We start from the raw sequence: 23,450 nt of genomic DNA, 5'->3' as shown, positions 1-23,450 counted from the left end.
GCCCGGCGGATGTGGCACGAGGCCCGGTCATGCCGGGCCTCGTGCATTTCAGCGCTGTGAAGCGTTTCCGTCTGCATACCGCGCAGGCGTCACTCCCATCTCGCGCTTGAATACCGCGATGAAGGCGCTGGGCGTGTCGTAGCCCAATGACAGCGCCACGGTGGTGACGGATTCACCGCCCAGCAATCGCGGCAGGGCCAGCAGCACGCGCAGGCGCTGCCGCCAGCGGGTCAGGGTCATGTTTGTCTCGGCCTGCCAGCGGCGGGCGAGGCTGCGACTGGACAGGCCGCTGGCGGCTGCCCAGTCCTCGACGGTGCGGGTGTCATGTGGCGCACGTGCCAGGGCGGCGGCGATGCGGCGCAGGCGGCGGTCACCGGGTTGCTGCAGCGCAAGTGGCAACGGCGTGCCTGCAGCGATCTCATCGGCGATCACCCCGGCCAAGCGCTGTTGCCCCGCATCCAACGCCTGCCCGCACCAGTGCAGTGCCCGCGGCACCGCCACCTGCAGCAGGTCGCTGGGCTGGAAGATGCGCGGTGCATTGGGCAGTCCCGCGCAGGCCTCCTTGCTGAAGTACAGGCTCCAGCCATCGAAGCTGCCGATGCTGGAAAGCGCATGCGGATGCTGTGGCGGAAGCCATGCCACGTGCCCGGCCGGAAGCAGCCAGTGGGTGTCGCCCACCTCGATCCGCAACAGGCCGGTGTGGGCGCCCAGCAGTTGCCCGCGCGCGTGCTGGTGGCGGGCGGTGCGCCGTGAACACGGCATCGCCAGCTGCGTGCCGAGCAGGGACGGCCCGCCGCTGGCGTCAGCCAACGCAGGGTCGATCAGTGGTGTCTGGAATGTCTGTTCTGCCATATCCATTGGCAGTTATACGGCAGAACCGCCGGTGGTGAGCGTCGACACTGGGCGCCCACCTCCCAGGAGCACGCCATGCAGCCGCACGACATCCTTCCCGACCACCAGAACGCTGTGCAGGTGAATGGCCTCACCGTACGCAAGGGCAGCGTCGGCGCCTTTCTCGCCACCGTGCGGGAATGGCAGGACCCGGCCAGTGATGCCGACCTCCGTGCCACCGCCGAAGCCGATCTGCGCAGCCTGCTGCCCGGGCTGCACGCGCTGGGCCTGTTCCAGGTGCTGAGCGCATGTGATCCAGCACTGCAACGGCTGATCGACAGCGCAGCCTGAAACGCACAAGGCCCGGACATGCCGGGCCTTGTGCGTCATTACAGGCAGAAGCGACTTAATCCCCTCCGTCCCTTTTCTGCGATCAGCCGCCCGGTGCGAACACCAGCGTGCGGCGGGTGGTGACAGGGGCCGTGACCGGCTCGAAGCGCCAGCGCTTGACCGCGTTGAGGGCTTCGCGATCGAAGACACGCGATGGCGTGGCGCGCAGTACGCGCGCATTGGTCACCGAGCCGTCGGTGCCGACGGTGATCTCCACCAGGACTTCGCCGGAGGTACCCGAACGCAGTGCTTCGGCCGGGTAACGCGGGGCTGGCGTGCTGACCGGGCGCAGGCTTGGTGCAGCGGCGGTCGCGGCCTGGCGGGCGGCATTGGCCTGCTGCGCAGCGGCCTGCTGCTGCTTCTGCTCGGCATCACGGCGCGCAGCAGCCTGGCGTTCGGCTTCCTGGCGCTCGCTGTCACGGCGGGCAACGTCCTGCTGTGCGGCAATCTGCTTGGCCGCCTCGGCTTCCTTGGCACGCTGTTCGGTCAGGCGCTGCTGCTCGGCCAGCTGCTTGGTGCGGTCTTCAGCGTCCTTCTTGACCTTCTCGGTCTCGTCTTCGGTGCGCTTGGCGGCAACCTGCACGCCCTTGGTCAGGCCTTCCTTCAGGCGCGGCAGAGCCGGGGCCGAGGCATCGACCTTTTCGATCAGGGCGACCAGCCGCTGCGCTTCAGTGAAATCCTCGCGGCCCAGATGCTGCTCGGCGGCGATCAGGGTGTACGGCAGAAGATCGGTCAGCGCGCTCTTCACCGAGGCATCGTCCGGCGTCTTGTCGCGCAGTGCCAGGTAGTACTCGATGGCGTTGTCGCCGGCCGGGGCGTACATGCGGTTCTCGCGCAGTGCCTGGCTGGCCGATTCGCGCAGCTGCTCGGTACCCATCGACTGCACCTTGGCGGCCACTGCCGGTGCGGCTGGTGCTGCAGCGGTGGGGGCAGCGGCGCCCGGCGCGGCCGGAGCCGGTGTTTCATCCTTGCCCGAGCAGGCAGCCAGGGCCAAAGCCAGAGCGACCGGCAACCACCGGCGCGCGGCAGCGATCATTGCGACGTGCGACATCCTGCTCCCCTCTAAGAAGACGACGTTACGAAAAACGTAGATACGCATGGCCGGGACGCAAGGTCCGGGCGTGGCGGGGGACGTTTCCCAGCGTCACCGTCGCCTGTAGCGAGGGTGCAATCTAGCATCCCGGCCACCCTTGCGCACAAGGGCCGGGAGCGGAGCCGGCAACGGCAGTCGTGCCGCCGCCGGCGTTGATGTCAGTGCGCGACAGCCTTGCTGTGGCTGTTGGACATCAGCTTGTCGGTCCAGGCGATGCCGATCGCCGACAGGATGAACACGCAGTGGATGATGGTCTGCCACAGCACGCCATCGGGGGTCAGGGTGGTGCAGGTATCGGCGCCGGCGTTGTAGAAGCTTGCCGATGCCGACGAAGCCGCCGCAGCCCATTGCTCCGGCTTGCACAGCGGCAGGCCGTTCAGCGGGCTGGCTGCGATGAACGTCTTCAACAGATGGATCGAGGAGATGCCGATGATCGCCATCGCCAGCTTCACTTTCAGCACGCTGGCGTTGACGTGGCTCAGCCATTCCGGCTGGTCCGGGTGGCCTTCCAGGCGCAGGCGCGAGACGAAGGTTTCATAGCCGCCGACGATCACCATCACCAGCAGGTTGGAGATCATCACTACGTCGATCAGGCCCAGCACGATCAGCATGATCTGCTGCTCGCCCATCGACACCGAGTGCGAGATCAGGTGCCACAGTTCCTTGCCGAACAGGAACACGTAAACGCACTGGGCAACGATCAAACCCAGGTACAGCGGCAGCTGCAGCCAGCGGGTAGCGAAGATCAGGCTGGACAGCGGGGACAGTAGCGGTCGGTTTGCACTCATGCGGAGGATGCTGCGTTTCGGGGGAGAGGCGAGGTTACCGGCCCGCCATGACGGTGCCAAGCCAACGCACGCACTAGACTTCAGGTTCCTTTCCGTACCCCAGAGCCGCCGCCATGATCGACCTGTATTACTGGCCTACCCCGAACGGCCACAAAGTGACCCTGCTGCTGGAAGAAGCCGGCCTGGAGTACCGCATCCACCCGGTCAACATCGGTTCGGGCGACCAGTTCAAGCCGGAATTCCTGGCCATTTCCCCCAACAACAAGATGCCGGCCATCGTCGACCACGCCCCGGCCGACGGCGGTGCCCCGCAGAGCGTGTTCGAGTCCGGCGCGATCCTGCTGTACCTGGCAGAGAAGACCGGCCGCTTCCTGCCGGCCGACCCACGTGGCCGCGTCACCACCCTGGAATGGCTGTTCTGGCAGATGGCCGGGCTGGGCCCGATGAGCGGGCAGATGGGCCATTTCAATGTATACGCGCCGGAGAAGATCCCGTATGCGATCGAGCGCTACGACAATGAAGTGCGCCGCCTGCACGGGGTGATGGACAAGCGCCTGGCCGAGCACGCCTTCCTGGCCGGCGAGGAGTACACCATCGCCGACATGGCCAGCTACCCATGGGTTGGCGCCTACGACAAGCTGCCGGCGGACTTCGACGCGTTCCCGAACCTCAAGCGCTGGCACCAGGCCATCGCCGCCCGCCCGGCGACCCAGCGCGCCTATGCGCTGCGCCAGCAGGTCAACCCGGACGCAGGCAAGCCGCTCAGCGACGAAGAGCGCAGGCACCTGTTCGGCAAGCGCTGACCCGGGACGGTGGGTGCCGACCGTTGGTCGGCACTCATTATGGGAGGACCTCATGGGCAGAAGGTCATGCTGTCTTCCTGCACCGGCTTGGTTAGGATGGACGCTGACCGTCCCGCGCCTGTCGCGGTGGCGGACCTGCCGTTTGCCGGGATCCTCCATGCGCCATCTGTTCGCCTCGCTCGCCCTCATGCTTGCCACCAGTACCGTCGCCCACGCTGAAAAACTCACCCTGGAAGCCATCACCGGCCCGCTGCCGTTGTCCGGCCCGACCCTGATGAAGCCGAAGGTGGCGCCGGATGGTTCGCGCGTGACCTTCCTGCGCGGCAAGGACAGCGACCGCAACCAGCTGGACCTGTGGAGCTATGACATCGGCAGCGGCCAGACCCGCCTGCTGGTGGATTCGAAGGTGGTGCTGCCCGGCACCGAAACCCTCAGCGACGAGGAAAAGGCCCGCCGCGAGCGCCAGCGCATCGCCGCCATGACCGGAATCGTCGACTACCAGTGGTCGCCGGACGCGCAGCGCCTGCTGTTCCCGCTGGGTGGCGAGCTGTACCTGTACGACCTCAAGCAGGAAGGCAAGGCCGCAGTGCGCCAGCTGACCCACGGCGAAGGCTTTGCCACCGATGCCAAGCTGTCGCCCAAGGGCGGCTTCGTCAGCTTCATCCGCGGCCGCAACCTGTGGGTGATCGACCTGGCCAGCGGAAAGCAGATGCAGCTGACCGGTGATGGCAGCACGACCATCGGCAACGGTATCGCCGAATTCGTCGCAGACGAGGAGATGGACCGCCATACCGGTTACTGGTGGGCGCCGGACGATTCGGCCATCGCCTACGCCCGCATCGATGAAAGCCCGGTGCCGGTGCAGAAGCGTTACGAAGTCTATGCCGACCGCACCGATGTGATCGAACAGCGCTACCCGGCCGCCGGCGATGCCAACGTGCAGGTGAAGCTGGGTGTGATCTCGCCGGCCGAACATGCGCAGACGCAGTGGATCGACCTCGGCAAGGAACAGGACATCTACCTGGCCCGCGTCGATTGGCGCGATCCGCAGCACCTGAGCTTCCAGCGCCAGTCGCGCGACCAGAAGAAGCTCGACCTGGTGGAAGTCACCCTGGCCTCGAACCAGCAGCGCGTGCTGGCCCATGAGACCAGCCCGACCTGGGTGCCGCTGCACAACAGCCTGCGTTTCCTCGATGACGGCAGCGTGCTGTGGTCGTCCGAGCGCACCGGTTTCCAGCATCTGTACCGCATCGACAGCAAGGGCAAGGCCACCGCGCTGACCCACGGCAACTGGTCGGTGGATGAACTGCTGGCGGTCGATGAAAAGGCCGGCCTGGCGTACTTCCGTGCCGGCATCGAATCGGCGCGCGAAAGCCAGATCTACGCCGTCCCGCTGCAGGGTGGCCAGCCGCAGCGCCTGTCGAAGGCGCCAGGCATGCACAGCGCCAGCTTCGCGCGCAACGCCAGCGTGTACGTGGACAGCTGGTCCAACAGCAGCACGCCGCCGCAGATCGAGCTGTTCCGCGCCAATGGCGAGAAGATCGCCACCCTGGTCGAGAACGATCTGGCCGATCCCAAGCATCCGTATGCGCGCTACCGCGACGCGCAGCGCCCGGTCGAATTCGGCACGCTCACCGCGGCCGACGGCAAGACCCCGCTGAACTACAGCGTGATCAAGCCGGCAGGCTTTGATCCGGTCAAGCGCTACCCGGTGGCGGTGTACGTGTATGGGGGCCCGGCCAGCCAGACCGTCACCGACAGCTGGCCCGGCCGTGGCGACCATCTGTTCAACCAGTACCTGGCCCAGCAGGGCTATGTGGTGTTCTCGCTGGACAACCGCGGCACCCCGCGCCGCGGCCGTGACTTCGGCGGCGCGCTGTATGGCAAGCAGGGCACGGTGGAAGTGGCCGACCAGCTGCGCGGCGTGGCGTGGCTGAAGCAGCAGCCGTGGGTGGACCCGGCGCGCATCGGCGTGCAGGGCTGGTCCAACGGCGGCTACATGACCCTGATGCTGCTGGCCAAGGCGTCGGACAGCTACGCCTGTGGCGTGGCCGGCGCACCGGTCACCGATTGGGGCCTGTACGACAGCCACTACACCGAGCGCTACATGGACCTGCCGTCGCGCAACGACGCCGGTTACCGCGAAGCACGCGTGCTGACCCACATCGAGGGTCTGCGCTCGCCGCTGCTGCTGATCCACGGCATGGCCGACGACAACGTGCTGTTCACCAATTCGACCAGCCTGATGAGCGCGCTGCAGAAGCGCGGCCAGCCGTTTGAACTGATGACCTACCCCGGTGCCAAGCACGGCCTGTCCGGTGCCGACGCACTGCATCGCTACCGTGTTGCCGAAGCTTTCCTGGGGCGTTGCCTGAAACCTTGATCATCGTCCGGGAAGGAGCCCGCCCATGACCCTGCCGCCGCCGATTCCTGCTCCCTCCACCCTGGCTTCCGGCTGGTGGTGCCGGCATTGGCGCTGGGCGATGCCGTTGGCGGTGCTGCTGTTCCTGGCCGCACTGGGCGGCGCCATCGCCTGGAGCGTATTGCGTTGGACCGAAGCCGCGCATGACAGTGCGCCGATGCGTGAGGCGATGCGTCGCGCCGGCTGCAGTGTCGAACTGGTGCAGGTATTCGGCGAACCGCTGCAGGCCGGCACGCTGCCGCTGGGCAGCATGCAGACCGCCATCAACGGCGAGCGCGATGTCGGCCTGACCGTGGCCCTTGAAGGGCCGCATGCGCACGGGCGGTTGTTCGTGAAGGGCACCCGCAGCGACGACGTGTGGGATTACCCGGTGATGTACGTGCTGGCCGAAGACAAGCAGACTTTCGACCTCAGCGCGCTGGATGATGCCGAAGCGGCCGGCGAATGCGAACTGCAGGCCTGTCGCGATCGTGGCGAATGCCCGCTTACGCTGGCGCTGTGACTGTACGACGGCCGCGGAATCAGAGACTGTCGCGATCCGCCACAGTTGAATTTACTCTTCCCGATCAAGCCTCGGCTCGGCTCAGTACGTCTCATGGGAGACCGCTCAATTCCGACACCGCACGACGCTGGTGAGCCGGTTCTCTATTGGCGCAGCCTTCAATCTTCACTGCTTCGATAGCGTGGATTGATAGTGCGAACGACGTCCAGGAATGCTGGCGCAGGCTCACTCCAATGATTGATCCGTTGCAGCGTAGATCTGGCTGTAACGCTTCACTTCATCCTGGAAGGAGCGTGCAATGCGAACGTATGCAATCAGGAGCGTGGTAGGGCTGACGGTCTTTGCGCTGCTTTTGGTCACACCCGGCATGGCTGCTGAACCATTCGTGGAGGTGCTCTCGGACGCGCCATTGGCTGTGGCAGAGCAGCAACTGCGCAGAGCAGGAGATGATGTGGACTGGGTGCGCCGGGTTCGCGTGAATGAGGCCGCCTTGGCTGCTGATGAGATCACCGTGGATCTCCACGACAGGGTTCTTCACCTTGTCCGCGATCCTTCCGAACCCCTGTTCGAGAGCGTCCAGAGTGTGATCTACCGGCCTGCGGGTGACGAAGGTGCCCAACGAGAGGTACGCTCGATCTCAGGCCTGCAGTGGGTGGGCAGGGTGAAGTCCGTAGCGCCGGATGTTGAAAGGAAGCTTGGGCAGCCCACGTACGTGAGAATCTGGTCGGACGCTTCAGGAACACATGCGAGATTCAGCCATGGGTTCTGGCATTACACGCTGGACGGTGATCGACTGGTAAAGCGCGATGTGCGCCGCGCTCTACGGGACGAGCGTGACGATGTGAGGGACCGGCGACCAGATCGGCCTGCTCCAGACCTTCCTCCAGGAATCGCCGGCGGAGGGAGCGGCGAAGAGCGCGATGTGATTCGGGTTGCGTACGGCTTTGCGGCAGGCGCGCTGGTGGACGGGCTTGATCCGGCAATCGAGCAGGTCAGGGCTGCGGTGATCGAGGCCAATGCAGGATTTGCAGCGAGCGGTATTGAACTGGAGTTGCAGACGGCGGCCAACGCGCTTCCGGGATCTGGACCAGCACACCCTTGCGCATGAGATCGGCCATTTGCTGGGAGCAGATCATGATCCCGAGAACGCGGCACTTGATCCGCCCAGATTCGCATACGGGCACGGCTATCGTTTCAACGAGCAGGCGTTGCCTGGCTGGCGTACCGCCATGCACTGACCGGGCCTGCCCGCGGGTGAATCTATGGTCATCCCCGGTGATCCAACATGAGGGCCTGCCAACTGGATCGGCTGATCTTCATGACAACGCAAGAGTCCTGCGCGAGACGAAAGGCGTCGTTGCCGACTTCTACCCGGATCCGCTATCGCAGAGCCCCGATGTCTCATATCCGCACCCCGTGACCTCCGGCCGATTGTCGCCACCGCCATGAGCGCGTAGGGTGCGGGCAACCCTGTCCTGGAGTGCTCCATGAAGCCGATCGCGCTTGCCATCGCCCTGGCCCTGACCGCCGCCCCGCTGCTGTCGGTCACACCGACCCTGGCCGCACCGGCCGCCAAGGCCTCCACGCCGGCCAGCCCGGCCTGGGTCGCGCGCAGCAACGCGCTGGCGCAGATCCTGTTGGACGCCCAGGGGCCGTTCCAGCCCGAAGAGACCGGCTTCTTCGGCGTGCCCGGCTACGACGACAAGGTCGCCGATCTCGGCCCGGACAACGACCAGCGCTACCGCGCCGCGATGGCCAAGGCCCGCGACGAACTGAAGGCCAAGCTGGCCAGCGAGAAGGATCCCAACGTCCGCCAGGACCTGGAGATCATGATCGCCGCCGCCAACCAGAGCATCGAGGGCAGCGAGCTCAACCAGAAGTACCTGCTGCCGTGGCGTGATGCGCCGCAGAGCGTGTTCAGCGGCCTCAACCTGCTGCTGTCCGACCAGGTGCCGGCCGAGCGCCGGGCCAAGGCGGTTGATCGCCTCAAGGCGTATGCGGGCCTGCAGCCGGGCGGCACCGCGTTCACCACGCTGGCCCGCCAGCGTTACGAAGAGCGGTTGAAGGACAGCACGCTGCTGCAGCCGACGAAGATCGAAGTGCAGCAGTCGCTGGACAACGTCGAGACCTACATCACCGGCATCGAGTCGTTGCTGAAGAAGTACCAGGTCGCTGGTGCCGACGAGGCGATGAAGGCGCTTGCCGCACAGATGAAGGACTACGCCGCATGGACCCGCAAGGAGGTGCTGCCGAAGGCACGTGCCGATGCGCGCCTGCCGGCTCCGCTGTACGCCTACCAGCTCAAGCAGGTCGGCATTGATATCGACCCGAAGCTGCTGATGCAGCGCGCGCAGCTGGAGTTCATGGAAACCCGCTCGGCGATGCGCCAGCTGGCGCCGCTGGTGGTGAAAGAGAAGGGCCTGAAGGTCAGTGATCCGAGCGACCCGGTGGCGGTGATCCGCGCGCTGAAGGGCGAGAAGATTGCCGATGACCAGCTTGAAGGCCACTACCGCAAGGTGATCGATGCCATCGATCCGTTGATCCGCGAGCACCGCATTGTCGATGTGCCGCAGCGCGCGATGCAGATGCGCCTGGGCTCGGCCGCCGAAAGCGCTGCCAGCCCGGCACCGCACTTCCTGCCTGCGCCGCTGGTCAACAACACCGGGCAGCAGGGCACCTTCGTGCTGCCGCTGGGCAACCCGGCTGCCGGTGCGGGTGCGCAGTACGACGACTTCAACTTCGGTTCGGCGGCCTGGACGCTGAGCGCGCATGAAGGCCGCCCGGGCCACGAGCTGCAGTTCACCGCGATGGTCGAGCGTGGCGTGTCGCTGGCGCGCACCATGTTCGCGTTCAATTCGGTGAACGTGGAAGGCTGGGCGCTGTATGCCGAGGCGGAGATGGTGCCGTACGAGCCGCTGGACGGGCAGATGATCGCGCTGCAGTTCCGCCTGTTGCGTGCCGCCCGCGCGATGCTGGACCCGATGCTCAATCTCGGCCTGACCGACCGTGCCAACGGCGAGCGTGTGCTGATCGAGCAGGTGGGTCTGTCCAAGGCGATGGCCACCCAGGAACTGGACCGTTACATGGTGCGCATGCCGGGCCAGGCGGGCAGCTACTTCTACGGCTACACCCGCATCCTCGAACTGCGCATGCAGACCGAGCTGGCACTGGGCGCGAAGTTCGACCGCCTGGCGTTCAACAACTTCCTGCTCGACCAGGGCCTGTTGCCGCCGGACCAGCTGGCCGAAGCGGTGCAGCAGCAGTTCGTCCCGAAATACAGGAAGAACTGACCGGTAGTGCCGGCCGCTGGCCGGCATTGCCTTTGCCTGCGGTTGCCGGCCAGCGGCCGGCACTACCGCCGCTCAGCGCTGCGGGGTGATCGTCTGCGTCGGCAGGCGTGCCGGCGGCGCCGGATTCGGTACCCAGATCGCCACGCCGGCGGCGCGCTTCTGCGTCGTTGGTATGCCGATGCCCACGCCGCCGCCCACGTGCGAACCGTAACTGCCGGCACCCACCGACATGCCGACCGGTGAGCCGCTGCTGCCCACGCCCATCAGGATCACGCCGTTGGCACCCAGTGCAGCCGCTTCGCGCTTCAGGCGAGCCACGGCGGCATCGGTCTGGCCCTGCGTGCCGAAGCCCACCGCCGAAGACGATTCCAGCTGGGCGATTTCCTGCGAACCGGCGGGCGGCGTCGAATAGATCTGCACCTGGGACGGATCGATCGGCGCGCGGGCGCGGCCCAGCATGACCTTGGAGGTACTGGCGCAACCGGCAACGGTCAGCAGCATGGCCGCCAAGGCGACCCAACGGATGTTCATGGCGTATACCCCTGTAGGACTGGTTCGGATCATCAGCCGGGCACTCTGAATCGGCGCCAACATCGGGGCTCGACCCATGGCCGCACGCTAGCACGGGGCCGGTGAGGCTGACGGCAACGGCGGTAGGCGGCGCTGCCGGGAACGGCTATGGTTGGCGCATGAACAACCACCGGAGGGCGCTATGGGTGTGATCAGTCTGTTGTGGGGCGTGCTGGCGCTGCTGTGGATGATCCTGGCGTTGATACCGCTGCTGGGCTGGGGCAACTGGTTCCTGATCCCGTTCGCCGCGGTCGGCGCGATCATCGCCGCGCTCGGCATCCTGTTCACCCACCCCAGCAAGCGCGGCCGGGCGTGGACCGGGCTGATCCTGAACGGCATCGTGGTGGTGGTCGGCATCCTGCGCCTGGGGCTGGGCGGCGGCGTGATCTGAGCCGGTCGGGCCGGTGCGACCGGGCGTCGCAGGGACACGGCCGCCGGCCGGGCAGGGAGTAGAATGGGCGGCTGCGCGAGCCCCCCGCGTGCCTGTCGAACCGCGCCCTGCGCGGCTGCTCCCATGATCATTCGTTCCCGTCCCCACGGCTGGCAACTGCTGTACATCCTGCGTGGCTCCATCGTTCCGGCGATCGCGCCGAAGGTGCTGGCCATCCTCATCCTGTCCATCGCGGTCGCCGCGGTGGTGGAACTGGCGCCGCCGATCGGCATCGAGCGCGTCTCGGTCACCCCGTTCACCCTGCTCGGCCTGGTCCTGTCGATCTTCCTCAGCTTCCGCAACAGCGCCTGCTACGACCGCTGGTGGGAGGGCCGCAAGCTGTGGGGCCAGCTGGTGTTCGAATCGCGCTCGCTGGCGCGGCAGGTACAGGTGCTGCTGGCCGACGACGCACCGCGCCGCCAGTGCCTCGGCTACCTGACCACCGCCTTCGCCCATGCACTGGCCGCGCGCCTGCGCGCCCGCGACGTCGCGCTGGCAGCGGTGCCATGGCTGGACGAGGAACAGCGCGGGCAGCTCGCCCAGCGCGAGAACGTGCCCGATGCGTTGCTGGCGATGATCGCCGCCGAACTGGCCCAGGCCCGTCGCGCTGGCATGCTCGATTCCATTCTTTACGTCCAGCTGGAAGAGCGCCTGCACGCGATGTCCTCGATCCAGGCTGGCTGCGAACGCATCCTGACCACCCCGCTGCCGTTCGCCTACACCCTGCTGCTGCACCGCTGCGCGTGGATGTTCTGCGTGCTGCTGCCGTTCGGCCTGGCCAGCTCGCTGGGCTGGGCCACGCCGGTGCTGTCGGCGGTGCTGGCCTACGCCTTCTTCGGCCTGGACCAGCTGGGTGAAGAAATGGAAGACCCGTTCGGCCTGGAGCCGAACGACCTGCCGCTGGACGCGCTGGTGCGCACCATCGAGATCGACCAGCTCGACGCCCTCGGCGAACGCCCGTTGCCCGCACCCCTGCTGCCGCAGGGCTACCTGTTGCAATAGCCACTCCCCGGAGCCTGCCATGCCTCATCCCCATTACCGCCCGCGGCGCATGCGCCATGACGAATTCTCGCGCCGCCTGATGCGCGAGAACACGCTGACCACCGACGACCTGATCTATCCGGTGTTCGTGCACGAACCGGCCGGTCGCGTTGCGGTGCCGTCGATGCCGGGCGTGGAACGGCTGTCGATCGAAGAGCTGCTGAAGGTGGCCGAGGAAGCGCTGGAACTGGGCATCCCGGTGATCGACCTGTTCCCGGTGCTGGATGCCTCGCAGAAGTCGCTGGACGCCTCGGCGGCGTGGGCCGAGGACGGCCTGGCGCAGCGTGCGATCCGCGCGCTGAAGTCGCGCTTCCCGGAGCTGGGGGTGATGACCGACGTGGCCCTGGATCCGTATACCACGCACGGCCAGGACGGCATCATCGATGACAAGGGCTACGTGCTCAACGACATCACCGTCGAAGCGCTGGTCAAGCAGTCGCTGTCGCATGCCGAGGCAGGCGCGGACATCATTTCGCCGTCGGACATGATGGATGGCCGCATCGGTGCGATCCGTCGTGCGCTGGACGCCGACCACCACCTCAACGTGCGCATCATGGCCTACTCGGCCAAGTACGCGTCGGCGTTCTACGGTCCGTTCCGCGATGCGGTGGGCAGCGCGGCCAGCCTCGGCAAGGCCGACAAGAAGACCTACCAGATGGACCCGGCCAACGGTGACGAGGCGATGCGCGAGATCGCCCTGGACCTGGAGGAGGGCGCGGACATGGTGATGGTCAAGCCGGGCATGCCGTACCTGGACCTGGTGCGGCGGGTGAAGGAAACCTTCGGGGTTCCGACCTTCGCTTACCAGGTCAGTGGCGAGTACGCGATGATGAAGGCGGCGTTCGCCAACGGCTGGCTGGACGAGCGCGCCTGCGTGCTGGAATCGCTGCTGGGCTTCAAGCGTGCCGGCGCCGATGGCGTGCTGACCTATTTCGCGCCGCAGGTGGCGCGTTGGCTGCGCGAGCGCTGACAATAGCGCCCACGACGGACGGAGGAACACGCGATGGGACCTGAAATGGGTTGGATGCAATGGTTGATCTGGGGCACCGGTACGCTGGTGTTCGGGGCCATCATCGTCGGCGTGTTCGTTGCTGCCTGGCGCGCCGCGCGGCGCCCGCCGGAGCAGCTCTCCGCTGCGGCCCGGGTTGCCCGCGAGCAGGCCGTGCCGGAAAGCGTGCAGGCCGAACTGGCCGCACTGAACCGGCGCAAGGACAACGGCCAGCTCAGCGAAGCGGAGTACGAGCAGCAGCGTGCGAAGGTGCTGTCGCGCTGAGCGCCGTGGCCCGGGACCCGGGCCATCCACGCATGGCGTGGATCTACTGGTAGTCGCCAACCTTGGTTGGCGGTTTGTTTCTGTGCCGACCAAGGTCGGCACCTACCGGAGGGGGGCGGTCGGCATCCACCAAACGCTCATCCACGCATGGCGTGGATCTACTGCATGCACCCGGGCACTGCCGCCACCTTCGGCACGGCCAGCCGGTATACATCCACGCCACCGGCGCGGGGCGACTTCGCCGCGTTGCTGGCCACCATCATTTCGCCCGGCTTGGCGTTGTCGACCACCGGCGCGCCGGTCCAGCCGTTGGCCTGGTTGAACGATAGTCCGATCGGCTGCAGCGCAGCGCCCGTCCATGCACAACCGCTGGTCCAGACCTGCGCGGTGTCACCGCTGCCACGGCTGAAGGCCACCGCGCCAGCGCTGCCCAGCCAGTCGCCATCGGTTTCATCGGCGGGGCTGTTCAATGCCTGCAATGCCGTCGCCGGGCCTCGCACGCCCTGCGCGTCCAACGAGGCCACGAACAGGTCCCAGCCGGCACCACGGCCCTGCTGGCGGGCAAACAGCAGCTGTCGCTCGTCCGCGCTCAATGCCGGCCCGCGCTCTTCATGGCGGCCACCATCGCCTGCCAGCGCTTGCGGCGCCCCCACGCTGCCATCGGCAGCGATCGCCGCCCGGTACAGCCCCGACCGGCCCTCGCGGCCTGCGGCGAACAGCAGCCAGCGGCCATCGCGGCTGAAATACGGATCGCGCACCTCGCCGGACACCGCCAGCGGCAACGCCTGCGCCTGCTGCCAGCGGCCGTCGACCACGCTCGCCTGCCACAGCCCCCAGCCGGCCTCGCCACGGCGGGCGAAGACGATGCGCTGGCCATCGATGCTGATCGTGGCCCGGCCTTCATCGGCACGGGTGGAGACCACGCCCATGCCTTCGATGCCGTACTCGTTCAACGCCATCGCCACCGGAGCAGAGAGTAGACTGGCGGCGAGCACCAGCAGGGTCGGGGCGATACGCATCATCCAGGTCCATGCACGAAAGAGCACCAGTCTAGCCAGCTTGAGGATTCCATGACCGATCGTTACGCCGTCTTCGGACACCCCGTCGCCCACTCGAAGTCGCCGCAGATCCATGCGGCGTTCGGTCGCCAGGAAGGCATCTCCCTCGACTACCGCAGCATCGATCTCGCCCCGGACGCATTCCTGGCCGGGCTGGAGGCGTTCGCCTCCGAAGGAGGTGTCGGTGCCAACGTCACCTCACCGCACAAGGAAGCGGCGTTCTCGGTGTGCACTACGCTGACCGCACGCGCGCGCCGCGCCGGCTCGGTCAATACCCTGCTGCGCAAGGGCGACCGCTGGCACGGTGACACCACCGATGGCATCGGCCTGGTGCGTGACCTCACCGACCGCCACAGCCTGGACCTGCGCGGCCGCCGCGTGCTGCTGCTGGGTGCCGGTGGTTCGGCGCGCAGCGTCGCTCCGGCGCTGCTGGATGCCGGCATCACCGAACTGGTGGTGGTCAACCGCACGCCGGAACGTGCCGATGAACTGATCGATGCCATGGGCGAGCCGGGCCGCGCGCTCAGCCGCTACTGGGATGATCTGCGCGACCTCGGTGATTTCGAGCTGATCCTCAACGCCACCTCGGCCGGCCGTGATCGCGACGCCGAGTTCAAGCTGCCGCTGTCGCTGGTCAATTCGATGACCACGGCCGTCGACCTGAACTACGGCGAGGCCGCCATCGCCTTCCTGGCCTGGGCGCGCGCCGCGCAGTGCCGCAACACGGTCGATGGCCTGGGCATGCTGGTGGAGCAGGCGGCGGAGAGCTTCCTGCAGTGGCATGCCGTACGCCCGCAGACCGACGAGGTCTACCAGCAGCTGCGCGCCGGTGCCGGCGCCTTCGCTGGGCAGGACTGATCGATGGATACCCAGGCTCTGATGGTCTCCCTGCTGACCATGGTCGGCGTACGCCTGCCGGTGCTGATTGCCCTGTGCGTCGGCCTGGTCTGGGTGATGGGCGCGCCGCGCGATCCGGCACGCACCGGCGCGCTGACCGGCCTGCTGCTGTTGCTGGCGTCCAGCATGGGCAGCCTGCTGGCCAACCTGGTGCCGATGTGGATGGTCAGCAAGGGTGACTTCAGTGCGATCTCGCAGCTGAGCACCGTGCTGGGCGTGGTGCACTTCGGCCTGGCGATGCTGGATGCCGTCGGCACGGTCCTGCTGGTCTGGGCACTGGTCCGGTTGCTGCGGCAGCGCGCCGCTACGCCCTGACTCCGATGACGGCCTTGGCCGCGTCGGAAGTGTTGCGGGGCGTGCATCCAGCCATCGTGCGACGCGGCTGACCCTGTTCAGCGCTCGCGCCTCGGAGGCCGTGGCCGGCCATGCGACAATGGCCGGCCTGACCCCGCTACGGTAGTTCTGGCGTGACCGAAACCGTCGCCGCTCCACGCAAGCTCGATGACACCTTGAAGGACGCGATCCGCAAGGCGTACACGACGCTGCAGGCCAACACCCCCGGCTTCTCCACCCGCCGCTCGCAGAGCCAGATGATCGGCGTGGTGTCGCGTGCGCTGTCCACCAGCGGTGGCGTGGGCGTGGTCGAAGCGCCGACCGGCGTTGGCAAGAGCCTGGGCTACCTGACCGCCGGGGTGCCGATTGCCCTGGCCAGCAAGAAGAAGCTGGTGATCAGCACCGGTACCGTGGCGCTGCAGTCGCAGCTGGTCGAGCGCGATATTCCGAACTTCCTCAAGGCCACCGGCCTGGAGGCGACCGTTGCCCTGGCCAAGGGCCGCACCCGCTACCTGTGCACGCGCAACGCCGCCGAGGCGCACGGCGAGGGCGCGCAGAACGGCATGTTCGAGGACGAGCAGCCGCTGTTCGACCGCCCGCTGGCGCCGATCGAGATGGACATCGCCAAGCGCCTCACCGTGGCCTTCACCAGCGGCAGCTGGGACGGCGACATCGACAACGCACCGGAAACCATCAGTCCTGGCCTGCGTAGCCGCATCACCACCCCGGCCTCAGGCTGCGCGGGGCGACGCTGCGCGTACTCGGCGCAGTGCGCGGTGCTGCGCTCGCGCAACACCGTGCGCGATGCGCAGATCGTGGTCACCAACCACGCGCTGCTGCTGTCGGCGCTGTCCATTGGTGACAGCGACAACGGCCAGCCGATGATCGCCGCGCCGTCGGACATGCTGCTGGTGCTCGACGAAGGCCACCATGTTGGCAATGTGGCCATTGATCAGGGCGCGGCCAGCCTGGCATTGGATGAAATGGCCAAGCGCACCGGCCGGCTGCAGATCCTGATCGCCGGTGCCTACCGCGCGGTCGACAAGGATCGCCTCGGCAACCTTCTGCCGAACGAAGCCATCGACGCGGCCAGCAACGTGGCCAAGGGCCTGCGTGCGTTCCGCGACCACGTCGAGGCGGTATGGATGCCGGCGCCGGCCGACGAGGAGCCGATGTGGCGCGCGGCCAACGGACGCCTGCCCGAGGCCTGGCGCGAGCCGATCGAGGCGCTGGCCGACGATACCCGCAGCCTCTACAACTGGGCGCACGCCGCTACCGCGCAGGTCGCCAAGGGCAAGCCGGACGATCCGGCGCGCGAGCGCCTGCAGCGCAACCTCGGCATGGCGCTGGAGATGATCGAGCAGCAGTACAACCTGTGGCAGGTCTGGCGCCGTGAAGACAAGGAAGGCGCGCCACCGATGGCGCGCTGGGTGACCGCCACCCGCGATGGCGACCTGGTGCTGCATGGCTCGCCGGTGTCGGCCGCGCACGTGCTGCGCAAGCTGTTGTGGGATGAAGTGGATTCGGTGGTGATGACCTCGGCGACGCTGACCGGTGGCGGCGACTTCCAGGCGCTGGCGATCGACAACGGCATCCCCGAAACCGCCGAGATGGTCTCGCTGTCCTCGCCGTTCGACCTGCCCAACCAAGCCGAGCTGATCGTTCCGCCGTTCCCGGTCACGCCCGATGACCGCGAAGGCCATCCGCGCGAAGTGGCGCGCTACATCGGCAAGGAGCTGGACTGGACGAAGGGCTCGATGGTGCTGTTCACCTCGCGCTGGAAGATGGAAAAGGTGGCGGGCCTGATGCCGGCCGCCAAGCGCAAGCAGGTGCTGGTGCAGGGCGAGATGTCGAAGACGCGCATGATCGATGAACACCTGCGCCGTGTCGCCGCCGGCGAGGGGTCGGTGCTGTTCGGGCTGAACTCGTTCGGCGAAGGCCTGGATCTTCCCGGTGAGGCCTGCACCACGGTGGTGATCACCCAGGTACCGTTCGCGGTGCCGACCGATCCGCAGACCGCCACCCTGAGCGAATGGGTGGAAGCGCGTGGGCTCAATGCGTTCAACCTGATCGCGATCCCGCATGCGCTGCGCACGCTGACCCAGTTCGCCGGCCGCCTGATCCGCACCTCCACCGACACCGGGCGGGTGATCATCCTCGACTCGCGCCTGCTGACCCGCCGTTACGGCAAGCGCATCATCGACGCGCTGCCGCCGTTCAAGCGCACCATCGGCTGAGCCCGCGCGCTGGTAGCGCCGGGCCATGCCCGGCGGAGAGCCTCAACCGCCTTCCGGCTTCCGGCAGGCCGGGTTGCCCATCGCATTGTGGTAATCGCGGTCGAAGCAGCGCAGGAAGGCATCGAGCACATCGAGATTCGGCGGCCAAGGGGCATCCATCTGCTGCCCGCCTTTGGTAGTGAAGTGGAAACGACCGTTCTTGATGTTCTCCGCCATCGTGGGTGGCGTCGGTATCGCGGCCAGCGCGGCACGTGCCTTTTCCAGTCCGCTGCGATCACGCCGCAGGAACGCGATCGTGCCGTCCACGTAGGCGTTCCAGTAGCCGGGGTCGGTGTCCTTCGGCTTGTAGGTGCGCTGCATCAGCGCAATCGCCTGCGCGGTTTGCCCAAGCTCCGCGCGCAGCTGCCCTTCGTGCCAGATGAGGGTGGTGTTGCCCGTCGCCTTGGGCAATGCCGCATACGCGGCCAGCAGGTCCGCGGCTTCCCGGGTGCAGCCGCGATCGGCCAGCGGGCGCCAGCCCCCGTCCATGTCCTGGTCGAACATGCCCGGTTCCATCGCCAGCATCGCCGCGCGGTCGTAGCTGCAGTCAGGGGCCTGCGGCGGTTCGGCGCTCGCGCCCATGGCCACGGCCAGGGCGACGAAAAGTGACGTCATCACAACCTCCGTGTCGGTGATATTGGGATACCTTAGCGGACTACGAGGGAGGCTGCCGGCCAGCGGCCGGCACTACCCGTCTTCAGTCGCCAAGCAGGGCGGTGTTGCGTACGGCGCCCTTGTCGGCGCTGGTGGCCAGCAGGGCGTAGGCCTTCAACGCGCTGGTGACTTTGCGAGGTCGCGGTGCGCGCGGCTTCCAGCCCCGTGCATCGGCGTCGGCGCGGCGCTGGACCAGCGTCGCCTCATCCACAAGCAGGTCGATGCGGCGGGCCGGGATATCGATGCGAATGCGGTCGCCATCCTCCACCAGTCCGATCACACCGCCGCTGGCCGCTTCCGGCGAAACGTGGCCGATCGATAGGCCCGAGGTGCCACCGGAGAATCGGCCGTCGGTCAGCAATGCGCACTGCTTGCCCAGGCCTTTCGACTTCAGGTAGCTGGTCGGGTACAGCATCTCCTGCATGCCCGGGCCGCCCTTCGGGCCTTCGTAGCGGATCACCACCACGTCGCCGGGCTTCACTTCATCGGCAAGAATGCCGGCCACGGCGGCGTCCTGGCTTTCAAACACGCGCGCATTGCCTTCGAACACGTGGATCGATTCGTCCACGCCTGCCGTCTTCACCACGCAGCCGTCGACGGCAAGGTTGCCGCGCAGCACGGCCAGCCCGCCTTCCTGCGAATAGGCATGTTCCAGCGCACGGATGCAGCCTTCGGCGCGATCCTGGTCCAGCGACGGCCAGCGCGTGGCCTGGCTGAAGGCCTCCTGGGTGGGAATGCCGGCGGGACCCGCCTTGAAGAAGGTGTGCAGGGTGTCGTTGTCGCTGCGCATCACGTCCCAGCGATCCAGTGCTTCACCGAGCGTGGCGCTGTGCACGGTCGGCACCGAGGTATCCAGCAGGCCGGCGCGATCCAGTTCACCGAGGATGCCGAACACACCACCGGCGCGGTGCACGTCCTCGATGTGGTACTTCGGCGTGTTCGGTGCCACCTTGCACAGCTGCGGCACGCGCCGCGACAGTGCATCGATGTGGGTCAGGTCGAAGTCGACCTCGCCTTCCTGCGCGGCGGCCAGCAGGTGCAGGATGGTATTGGTCGAGCCGCCCATGGCGATGTCCAGGGTCATGGCGTTGGCGAACGCGGCCTGGGTGGCGATGCCGCGCGGCAGCGCACGCGGGTCTTCGCCGCCATACCAGCGGTGGCAGAGTTCGACGATCAGGCGGCCGGCGCGACGGAACAACGCTTCGCGGTCGGCATGCGTGGCCAGGGTGGTGCCGTTGCCCGGCAGCGACAGGCCCAGTGCTTCGGTCAGGCAGTTCATCGAGTTGGCGGTGAACATGCCCGAGCACGAGCCACAGGTGGGGCAGGCGCTGCGCTCGTAGTCGGCGACCTTCTCGTCCGAAGCGCTGTCATCGGCAGCGACGACCATCGCGTCGACCAGGTCCAGCTTGTGCTCGGACAGCTTGGTCTTGCCGGCTTCCATCGGTCCGCCGGAGACGAACACCACCGGGATGTCCAGGCGCAGCGCCGCCATCAGCATGCCGGGGGTGATCTTGTCGCAGTTGCTGATGCACACCAGCGCATCGGCGCAGTGGGCGTTGACCATGTATTCGACGGCGTCGGCGATGATCTCGCGGCTGGGCAGCGAGTACAGCATGCCGTCGTGGCCCATGGCGATGCCGTCGTCCACGGCGATGGTGTTGAATTCCTTGGCAACGCCGCCGACCTGTTCGATCTCGCGCGCGACCAGCTGGCCAAGGTCCTTCAGGTGTACGTGGCCGGGCACGAACTGGGTGAAGGAGTTGGCGATGGCGATGATCGGCTTGTGGAAGTCGCCATCCTTCATGCCGGTGGCACGCCACAAGGCGCGGGCACCGGCCATGTTGCGGCCGGCGGTGGAGGTGCGGGAGCGGTATTCGGGCATGGCTGGCGGAACGGGCGGGCCGTACGACGTGGGGGTCGGTTGATCATGGCGGAGTTTTTCGGTTGCTGCTGCAACCACCGGAGGCGGTCCGGCAGGGCTGCGCCCTGCACCTGCCGAATCAACGTCAACGTCAAAATCAAAAGCGGGCTATCCGCGGGATGGCGGGGTGGGTCCGGTGGCGGGGGACGCCGTAAATACGTCCATGTAGGCTCGGTCGCGCCATCCATGGCGCTCACGCCCCCGCAACCGGACCCACCCCGCCTCCGACAGGTGGCCGTGGGCCAGTAGATCCACGCCATGCGTGGACGGATCGAGGGAGAGGACGACGAAAATGAAATTCCGTTCATCTTTCCTACTTTGCCGATTCCGGTTGTTGGCCCGGATTTGGCATGATGGGGCATTGTTCCGACTTGAAGGCATGAGGCCATGAAACGTTCCCGCACCACCGCGCTGCTGCTGATGAGCGCTGCGCCGCTGCTGTTCACTGCCTGCCAGAAGGAAGAGCAGGTGCAGGTGCAGGAAGGCCTGTATACCTCGGTTGAGGCCTGCACCACGGCTACCGCTGATCCTTCGGCGTGCCGCAATGCGTTTGCCGAGGCGCAGAAGAAGTCTGCCGACGCAGCACCGAAGTACGCGACCAAGGAAGCCTGCGAACAGGATTACAAGCCTGAGCAGTGCGTGCAGCAGCACACCTCGGCCGGCACCTCGTTCATCGGTCCGATGATGATGGGCTTCTTCATGTCGCAGATGCTGAGCAACCGCGGTGGCCTGGCCCCGCAGGCGCCGGCTTCGGCGCCGGCCTACCAGGACAAGAGCGCCGGTTGGGCGCGTCCTGCCCCGGGCGGCAGCGGCGGCCTGAACACCGCCAGCGGCATCGGCGCGGGCAAGGCCGGGCTGGCCCCGGTCAGCAGCGAACCGAACCGTGCGGTGACCGCCAGCCGCAGCGGCTTCGGCAGCACCAGTGCGCGCCGTAGCGGCAGCAGCGTCGGCGGCTGATCGACCCATGCAACGTATCCGTATTGCCGAGCGCGCCCAGTGGCGGGCGCGCGCGGAGGAAGCCGGTTTCCGCTTCCACACCATCGACGGCCAGCCGTACTGGGATGAAAGCGCGTATTACGCGTTCACCCTGCGCCAGATCGAGCAGGACATCGAAGACCCCAGCGCCGAACTGCACCAGATGGCGATGGACCTGGTCGGCGATGTCATCGCCAGCGAGCGCCTGATGGACCAGCTGGCGATCCCCGCGCATTACCGCGACTGGATCGCCGACAGCTGGCGCCAGCGCCAGCCGCACCTGTACGGGCGCCTGGACCTGGCCTACGACGGCACCGGCCCGGCCAAGCTGTACGAACTCAACTACGACACGCCGACCTCGCTGTTCGAAGCCAGCTTCTTCCAGTGGCAGTGGCTGGAGGACCAGCGCAACGCCGGCCGCCTGCCGCAGCACGCCGACCAGTTCAACGCGATCCATGAAGCCCTGGTCGAACGCTTCGGCGAACTGGCCACGCAGCTGCCGCCGCCGCTGTATTTCAGTGCGGTGGGCAGCTCGGACGAAGACCGCGGTACGGTCGAGTATCTGCGCGACTGCGCTTCGCAGACGGGCCTGCACGGGCAGGCGATCGCCATCGAGGACATCGGCCTGTCCGAAGACGGGCGCTTCACCGCGCTGGACGATACGGTCATCGGCACGCTGTTCAAGCTGTACCCGCTGGAAGACCTGATGGCCGAGGAATTCGGTCGCGCGCTGCCGGGCTCGGGCGTGCAGCTGCTGGAACCGGCGTGGAAGGCGGTGCTGAGCAACAAGGGCATTCTGCCGCTGCTGTGGCAGCGCAACGTCGGCCATCCGAACCTGCTGGAAGCACATTTCGATGACGGCAGCGCGCTGGCCTCGGGCTGGGTGCGCAAGCCGCTGTTCTCGCGCGAAGGTGCCAACATCGAGATGCACCTGGCCGACGGCAGCACGCAGCGCAGCGACGGTCCGTACGACGGTCCGGCGATCCTCCAGCGTGCGCATCCGCTCACCCGCTTCGAAGGCGGTTACCCGCTGATCGGCAGCTGGGTGATCGGCGACCACGCCTGCGGCATCGGCATCCGCGAGGACGACAGCGCGATCACCCGCGACAGTGCGCGCTTCGTGCCGCACGCGATCATCGACGAAGCGCCGACGCGGATCTACGTCTGATGGCGGTGCGGCGCCCGCCCGGTCGGCGCGGGCGTCCTGCTCCCGTGTCGGGCCGTCATTTCGACGATGGTCGCGGCCTGAACGCGTTCGCCGACCGCATCGCGGTGCGCTGCCACCGCTGCGATACGCCGGGCTGGGTGCTGGCGAGCTGGCAGCCCTACCGCTGGACGGTGCGTTTCCGCTGCACCGGCTGCAGCGTTGCGCTGGACAGTGGCGACTGGGTGGGCGCGGTGTGCATGCAGGGACGCCGGCCGTGCGGGTACTGCGGGCACCAATGGCTGTACGTGCATCGCCGGATAGCGTCGGGTGTTCGTTTGCCGGCCACCTTTCCCGCGCGATGTGGGCAATGTGGGCGCAGCAGCGATGTCGACGTGTCGGCCACCCCGCTGCGCGATGCCGAGCCCGCCGATCCACATTTCGGCCTGCCGCTGCATCTGGTCGAGCCGACCCGCGCAGGTCTGCTTTGGGCCTATAACGCCGAGCATCTGCAGTCGCTTCATGAGTACGCTGTCGCGACACTGCGTGAAACCAAAGGGCATCATCGCTCGATGTTCTCGCGGCTGCCGCAGTGGATGAAGCTGGCGCGGCATCGCGTGCTGCTGCAGCGCGCGGTGGAGCGGTTGCAGAAGCGCTTGCTGCAGGGGTAGTGCCGGCCGCTGGCCGGCAACCGCCGTTGGTTAATGCCGGCCTTGGTCGGCGCCGTTGATTGTGTGCCAACCAAGGTTGGCATCTACC

24 protein-coding genes are annotated in these 23,450 nt (G+C 67.2%); 17 read left to right on the top strand and 7 right to left on the bottom strand.

Annotated features, from left to right (window positions below):
• Window positions 1-48 precede the first annotated feature (48 nt).
• A complete protein-coding gene (locus tag AC07UW_RS10990) occupies window positions 49-852 on the bottom strand; it encodes an AraC family transcriptional regulator (RefSeq protein WP_495212054.1) in 804 nt (267 codons plus the stop codon).
• 75 nt (window positions 853-927) lie between these two features.
• On the opposite strand from AC07UW_RS10990, the gene AC07UW_RS10985 reads away from it, so the two are divergent.
• The gene (locus AC07UW_RS10985; protein ID WP_495212053.1) at window positions 928-1,182 is read left to right on the top strand and encodes a hypothetical protein; all 255 of its coding nucleotides are present in this window, start codon (window positions 928-930) and stop codon (window positions 1,180-1,182) included.
• Window positions 1,183-1,264: 82 nt separating this feature from the next.
• On the opposite strand, the gene AC07UW_RS10980 is transcribed toward AC07UW_RS10985, so the two are convergent.
• Together AC07UW_RS10980 and AC07UW_RS10975 are read right to left on the bottom strand one after the other, a co-directional pair.
• Window positions 1,265-2,272, bottom strand: coding sequence for an energy transducer TonB (locus AC07UW_RS10980; RefSeq protein ID WP_223497098.1), 1,008 nt, complete (start codon window positions 2,270-2,272; stop codon window positions 1,265-1,267).
• A 200-nt stretch (window positions 2,273-2,472) separates the two neighbouring features.
• Window positions 2,473-3,102, bottom strand: a complete 630-nt coding sequence (locus AC07UW_RS10975; protein WP_025877555.1) for a TIGR00645 family protein — start codon at window positions 3,100-3,102, stop codon at window positions 2,473-2,475.
• Between the two features lie 113 nt (window positions 3,103-3,215).
• Here AC07UW_RS10975 and AC07UW_RS10970 point away from each other — a divergent pair, with 113 nt between their 5' ends.
• The 6 genes from AC07UW_RS10970 to AC07UW_RS10945 all read left to right on the top strand — a co-directional run bounded on the left by AC07UW_RS10970 (window position 3,216) and on the right by AC07UW_RS10945 (window position 10,119).
• Complete coding sequence (locus AC07UW_RS10970) at window positions 3,216-3,905, top strand: glutathione binding-like protein (protein WP_033832494.1); 690 nt, start codon at window positions 3,216-3,218, stop codon at window positions 3,903-3,905.
• Between the two features lie 157 nt (window positions 3,906-4,062).
• A complete protein-coding gene (locus tag AC07UW_RS10965; RefSeq protein ID WP_336022461.1) occupies window positions 4,063-6,288 on the top strand; it encodes a S9 family peptidase in 2,226 nt (741 codons plus the stop codon).
• 25 nt (window positions 6,289-6,313) lie between these two features.
• Window positions 6,314-6,829: a cytochrome c oxidase assembly factor Coa1 family protein gene (locus AC07UW_RS10960; RefSeq protein WP_313251011.1), complete on the top strand. Its 516-nt coding sequence runs from the start codon at window positions 6,314-6,316 to the stop codon at window positions 6,827-6,829.
• A gap of 298 nt (window positions 6,830-7,127) precedes the next feature.
• Window positions 7,128-7,937, top strand: a complete 810-nt coding sequence (locus tag AC07UW_RS10955) for a hypothetical protein (protein ID WP_495212100.1) — start codon at window positions 7,128-7,130, stop codon at window positions 7,935-7,937.
• Window positions 7,846-8,067, top strand: a complete 222-nt coding sequence (locus AC07UW_RS10950) for a M12 family metallo-peptidase (protein ID WP_495212052.1) — start codon at window positions 7,846-7,848, stop codon at window positions 8,065-8,067. Before AC07UW_RS10955 ends, AC07UW_RS10950 begins: the two co-directional genes overlap by 92 nt.
• A gap of 249 nt (window positions 8,068-8,316) precedes the next feature.
• Window positions 8,317-10,119 (top strand): DUF885 domain-containing protein, encoded by a 1,803-nt coding sequence (locus AC07UW_RS10945; protein WP_495212051.1) that lies wholly within the window; start codon window positions 8,317-8,319, stop codon window positions 10,117-10,119.
• A 72-nt stretch (window positions 10,120-10,191) separates the two neighbouring features.
• On the opposite strand, the gene AC07UW_RS10940 is transcribed toward AC07UW_RS10945, so the two are convergent.
• Window positions 10,192-10,650, bottom strand: coding sequence for a hypothetical protein (locus tag AC07UW_RS10940; protein WP_049467775.1), 459 nt, complete (start codon window positions 10,648-10,650; stop codon window positions 10,192-10,194).
• Window positions 10,651-10,831: 181 nt separating this feature from the next.
• Between AC07UW_RS10940 and AC07UW_RS10935 the strand changes: the two genes are divergently transcribed.
• The 4 genes from AC07UW_RS10935 to AC07UW_RS10920 all read left to right on the top strand — a co-directional run bounded on the left by AC07UW_RS10935 (window position 10,832) and on the right by AC07UW_RS10920 (window position 13,433).
• Window positions 10,832-11,080, top strand: coding sequence for a hypothetical protein (locus AC07UW_RS10935; RefSeq protein WP_032952021.1), 249 nt, complete (start codon window positions 10,832-10,834; stop codon window positions 11,078-11,080).
• A gap of 123 nt (window positions 11,081-11,203) precedes the next feature.
• Window positions 11,204-12,121, top strand: a complete 918-nt coding sequence (locus tag AC07UW_RS10930) for a bestrophin family protein (RefSeq protein ID WP_495212050.1) — start codon at window positions 11,204-11,206, stop codon at window positions 12,119-12,121.
• Window positions 12,122-12,140: 19 nt separating this feature from the next.
• Window positions 12,141-13,130 (top strand): porphobilinogen synthase, encoded by a 990-nt coding sequence (gene hemB / locus AC07UW_RS10925; protein WP_025877543.1) that lies wholly within the window; start codon window positions 12,141-12,143, stop codon window positions 13,128-13,130.
• Window positions 13,131-13,163: 33 nt separating this feature from the next.
• Entirely contained in the window at window positions 13,164-13,433 is a 270-nt protein-coding gene (locus AC07UW_RS10920) for a gas vesicle protein GvpG (protein WP_025877541.1), read from the top strand.
• A gap of 158 nt (window positions 13,434-13,591) precedes the next feature.
• Here the strand turns inward: AC07UW_RS10920 and AC07UW_RS10915 are convergent, their stop codons facing one another.
• Window positions 13,592-14,455, bottom strand: a complete 864-nt coding sequence (locus tag AC07UW_RS10915) for a TolB family protein (protein ID WP_495212049.1) — start codon at window positions 14,453-14,455, stop codon at window positions 13,592-13,594.
• Window positions 14,456-14,503: 48 nt separating this feature from the next.
• On the opposite strand from AC07UW_RS10915, the gene aroE reads away from it, so the two are divergent.
• From aroE to dinG, 3 genes are all read left to right on the top strand, one after another.
• A complete protein-coding gene (gene aroE / locus AC07UW_RS10910) occupies window positions 14,504-15,349 on the top strand; it encodes a shikimate dehydrogenase (protein WP_033832490.1) in 846 nt (281 codons plus the stop codon).
• A gap of 3 nt (window positions 15,350-15,352) precedes the next feature.
• Entirely contained in the window at window positions 15,353-15,703 is a 351-nt protein-coding gene (locus tag AC07UW_RS10905; RefSeq protein ID WP_495212048.1) for a hypothetical protein, read from the top strand.
• A 152-nt stretch (window positions 15,704-15,855) separates the two neighbouring features.
• Complete coding sequence (dinG, locus tag AC07UW_RS10900; RefSeq protein ID WP_025877533.1) at window positions 15,856-17,958, top strand: ATP-dependent DNA helicase DinG; 2,103 nt, start codon at window positions 15,856-15,858, stop codon at window positions 17,956-17,958.
• A gap of 42 nt (window positions 17,959-18,000) precedes the next feature.
• Here the strand turns inward: dinG and AC07UW_RS10895 are convergent, their stop codons facing one another.
• Both AC07UW_RS10895 and ilvD read right to left on the bottom strand, forming a co-directional pair.
• On the bottom strand, window positions 18,001-18,612 hold the full coding sequence (locus tag AC07UW_RS10895; RefSeq protein WP_495212047.1) for a hypothetical protein: 612 nt from the start codon (window positions 18,610-18,612) through the stop codon (window positions 18,001-18,003).
• Between the two features lie 82 nt (window positions 18,613-18,694).
• On the bottom strand, window positions 18,695-20,533 hold the full coding sequence (ilvD, locus tag AC07UW_RS10890) for a dihydroxy-acid dehydratase (RefSeq protein ID WP_495212046.1): 1,839 nt from the start codon (window positions 20,531-20,533) through the stop codon (window positions 18,695-18,697).
• 426 nt (window positions 20,534-20,959) lie between these two features.
• Between ilvD and AC07UW_RS10885 the strand changes: the two genes are divergently transcribed.
• From AC07UW_RS10885 to AC07UW_RS10875, 3 genes are read left to right on the top strand one after another with little or no spacing between them, the layout of a single operon-like run.
• Window positions 20,960-21,529 carry a DUF1190 domain-containing protein gene (locus AC07UW_RS10885; RefSeq protein ID WP_032976852.1) on the top strand — a complete coding sequence of 190 codons (570 nt, stop codon included), beginning with the start codon at window positions 20,960-20,962 and terminating at the stop codon, window positions 21,527-21,529.
• A gap of 7 nt (window positions 21,530-21,536) precedes the next feature.
• On the top strand, window positions 21,537-22,715 hold the full coding sequence (locus AC07UW_RS10880) for a glutathionylspermidine synthase family protein (RefSeq protein ID WP_025877526.1): 1,179 nt from the start codon (window positions 21,537-21,539) through the stop codon (window positions 22,713-22,715).
• Entirely contained in the window at window positions 22,715-23,362 is a 648-nt protein-coding gene (locus AC07UW_RS10875) for a hypothetical protein (RefSeq protein ID WP_495212045.1), read from the top strand. The genes AC07UW_RS10880 and AC07UW_RS10875 overlap by 1 nt, the downstream gene beginning before the upstream one ends.
• The last annotated feature ends 88 nt before the right edge of the window (window positions 23,363-23,450 follow it).

The sequence above is a fragment of the Stenotrophomonas sp. GW821-FHT02D01 genome (genome assembly GCF_059421765.1).
This window is presented reverse-complemented; position numbering and strand designations above follow the sequence as displayed.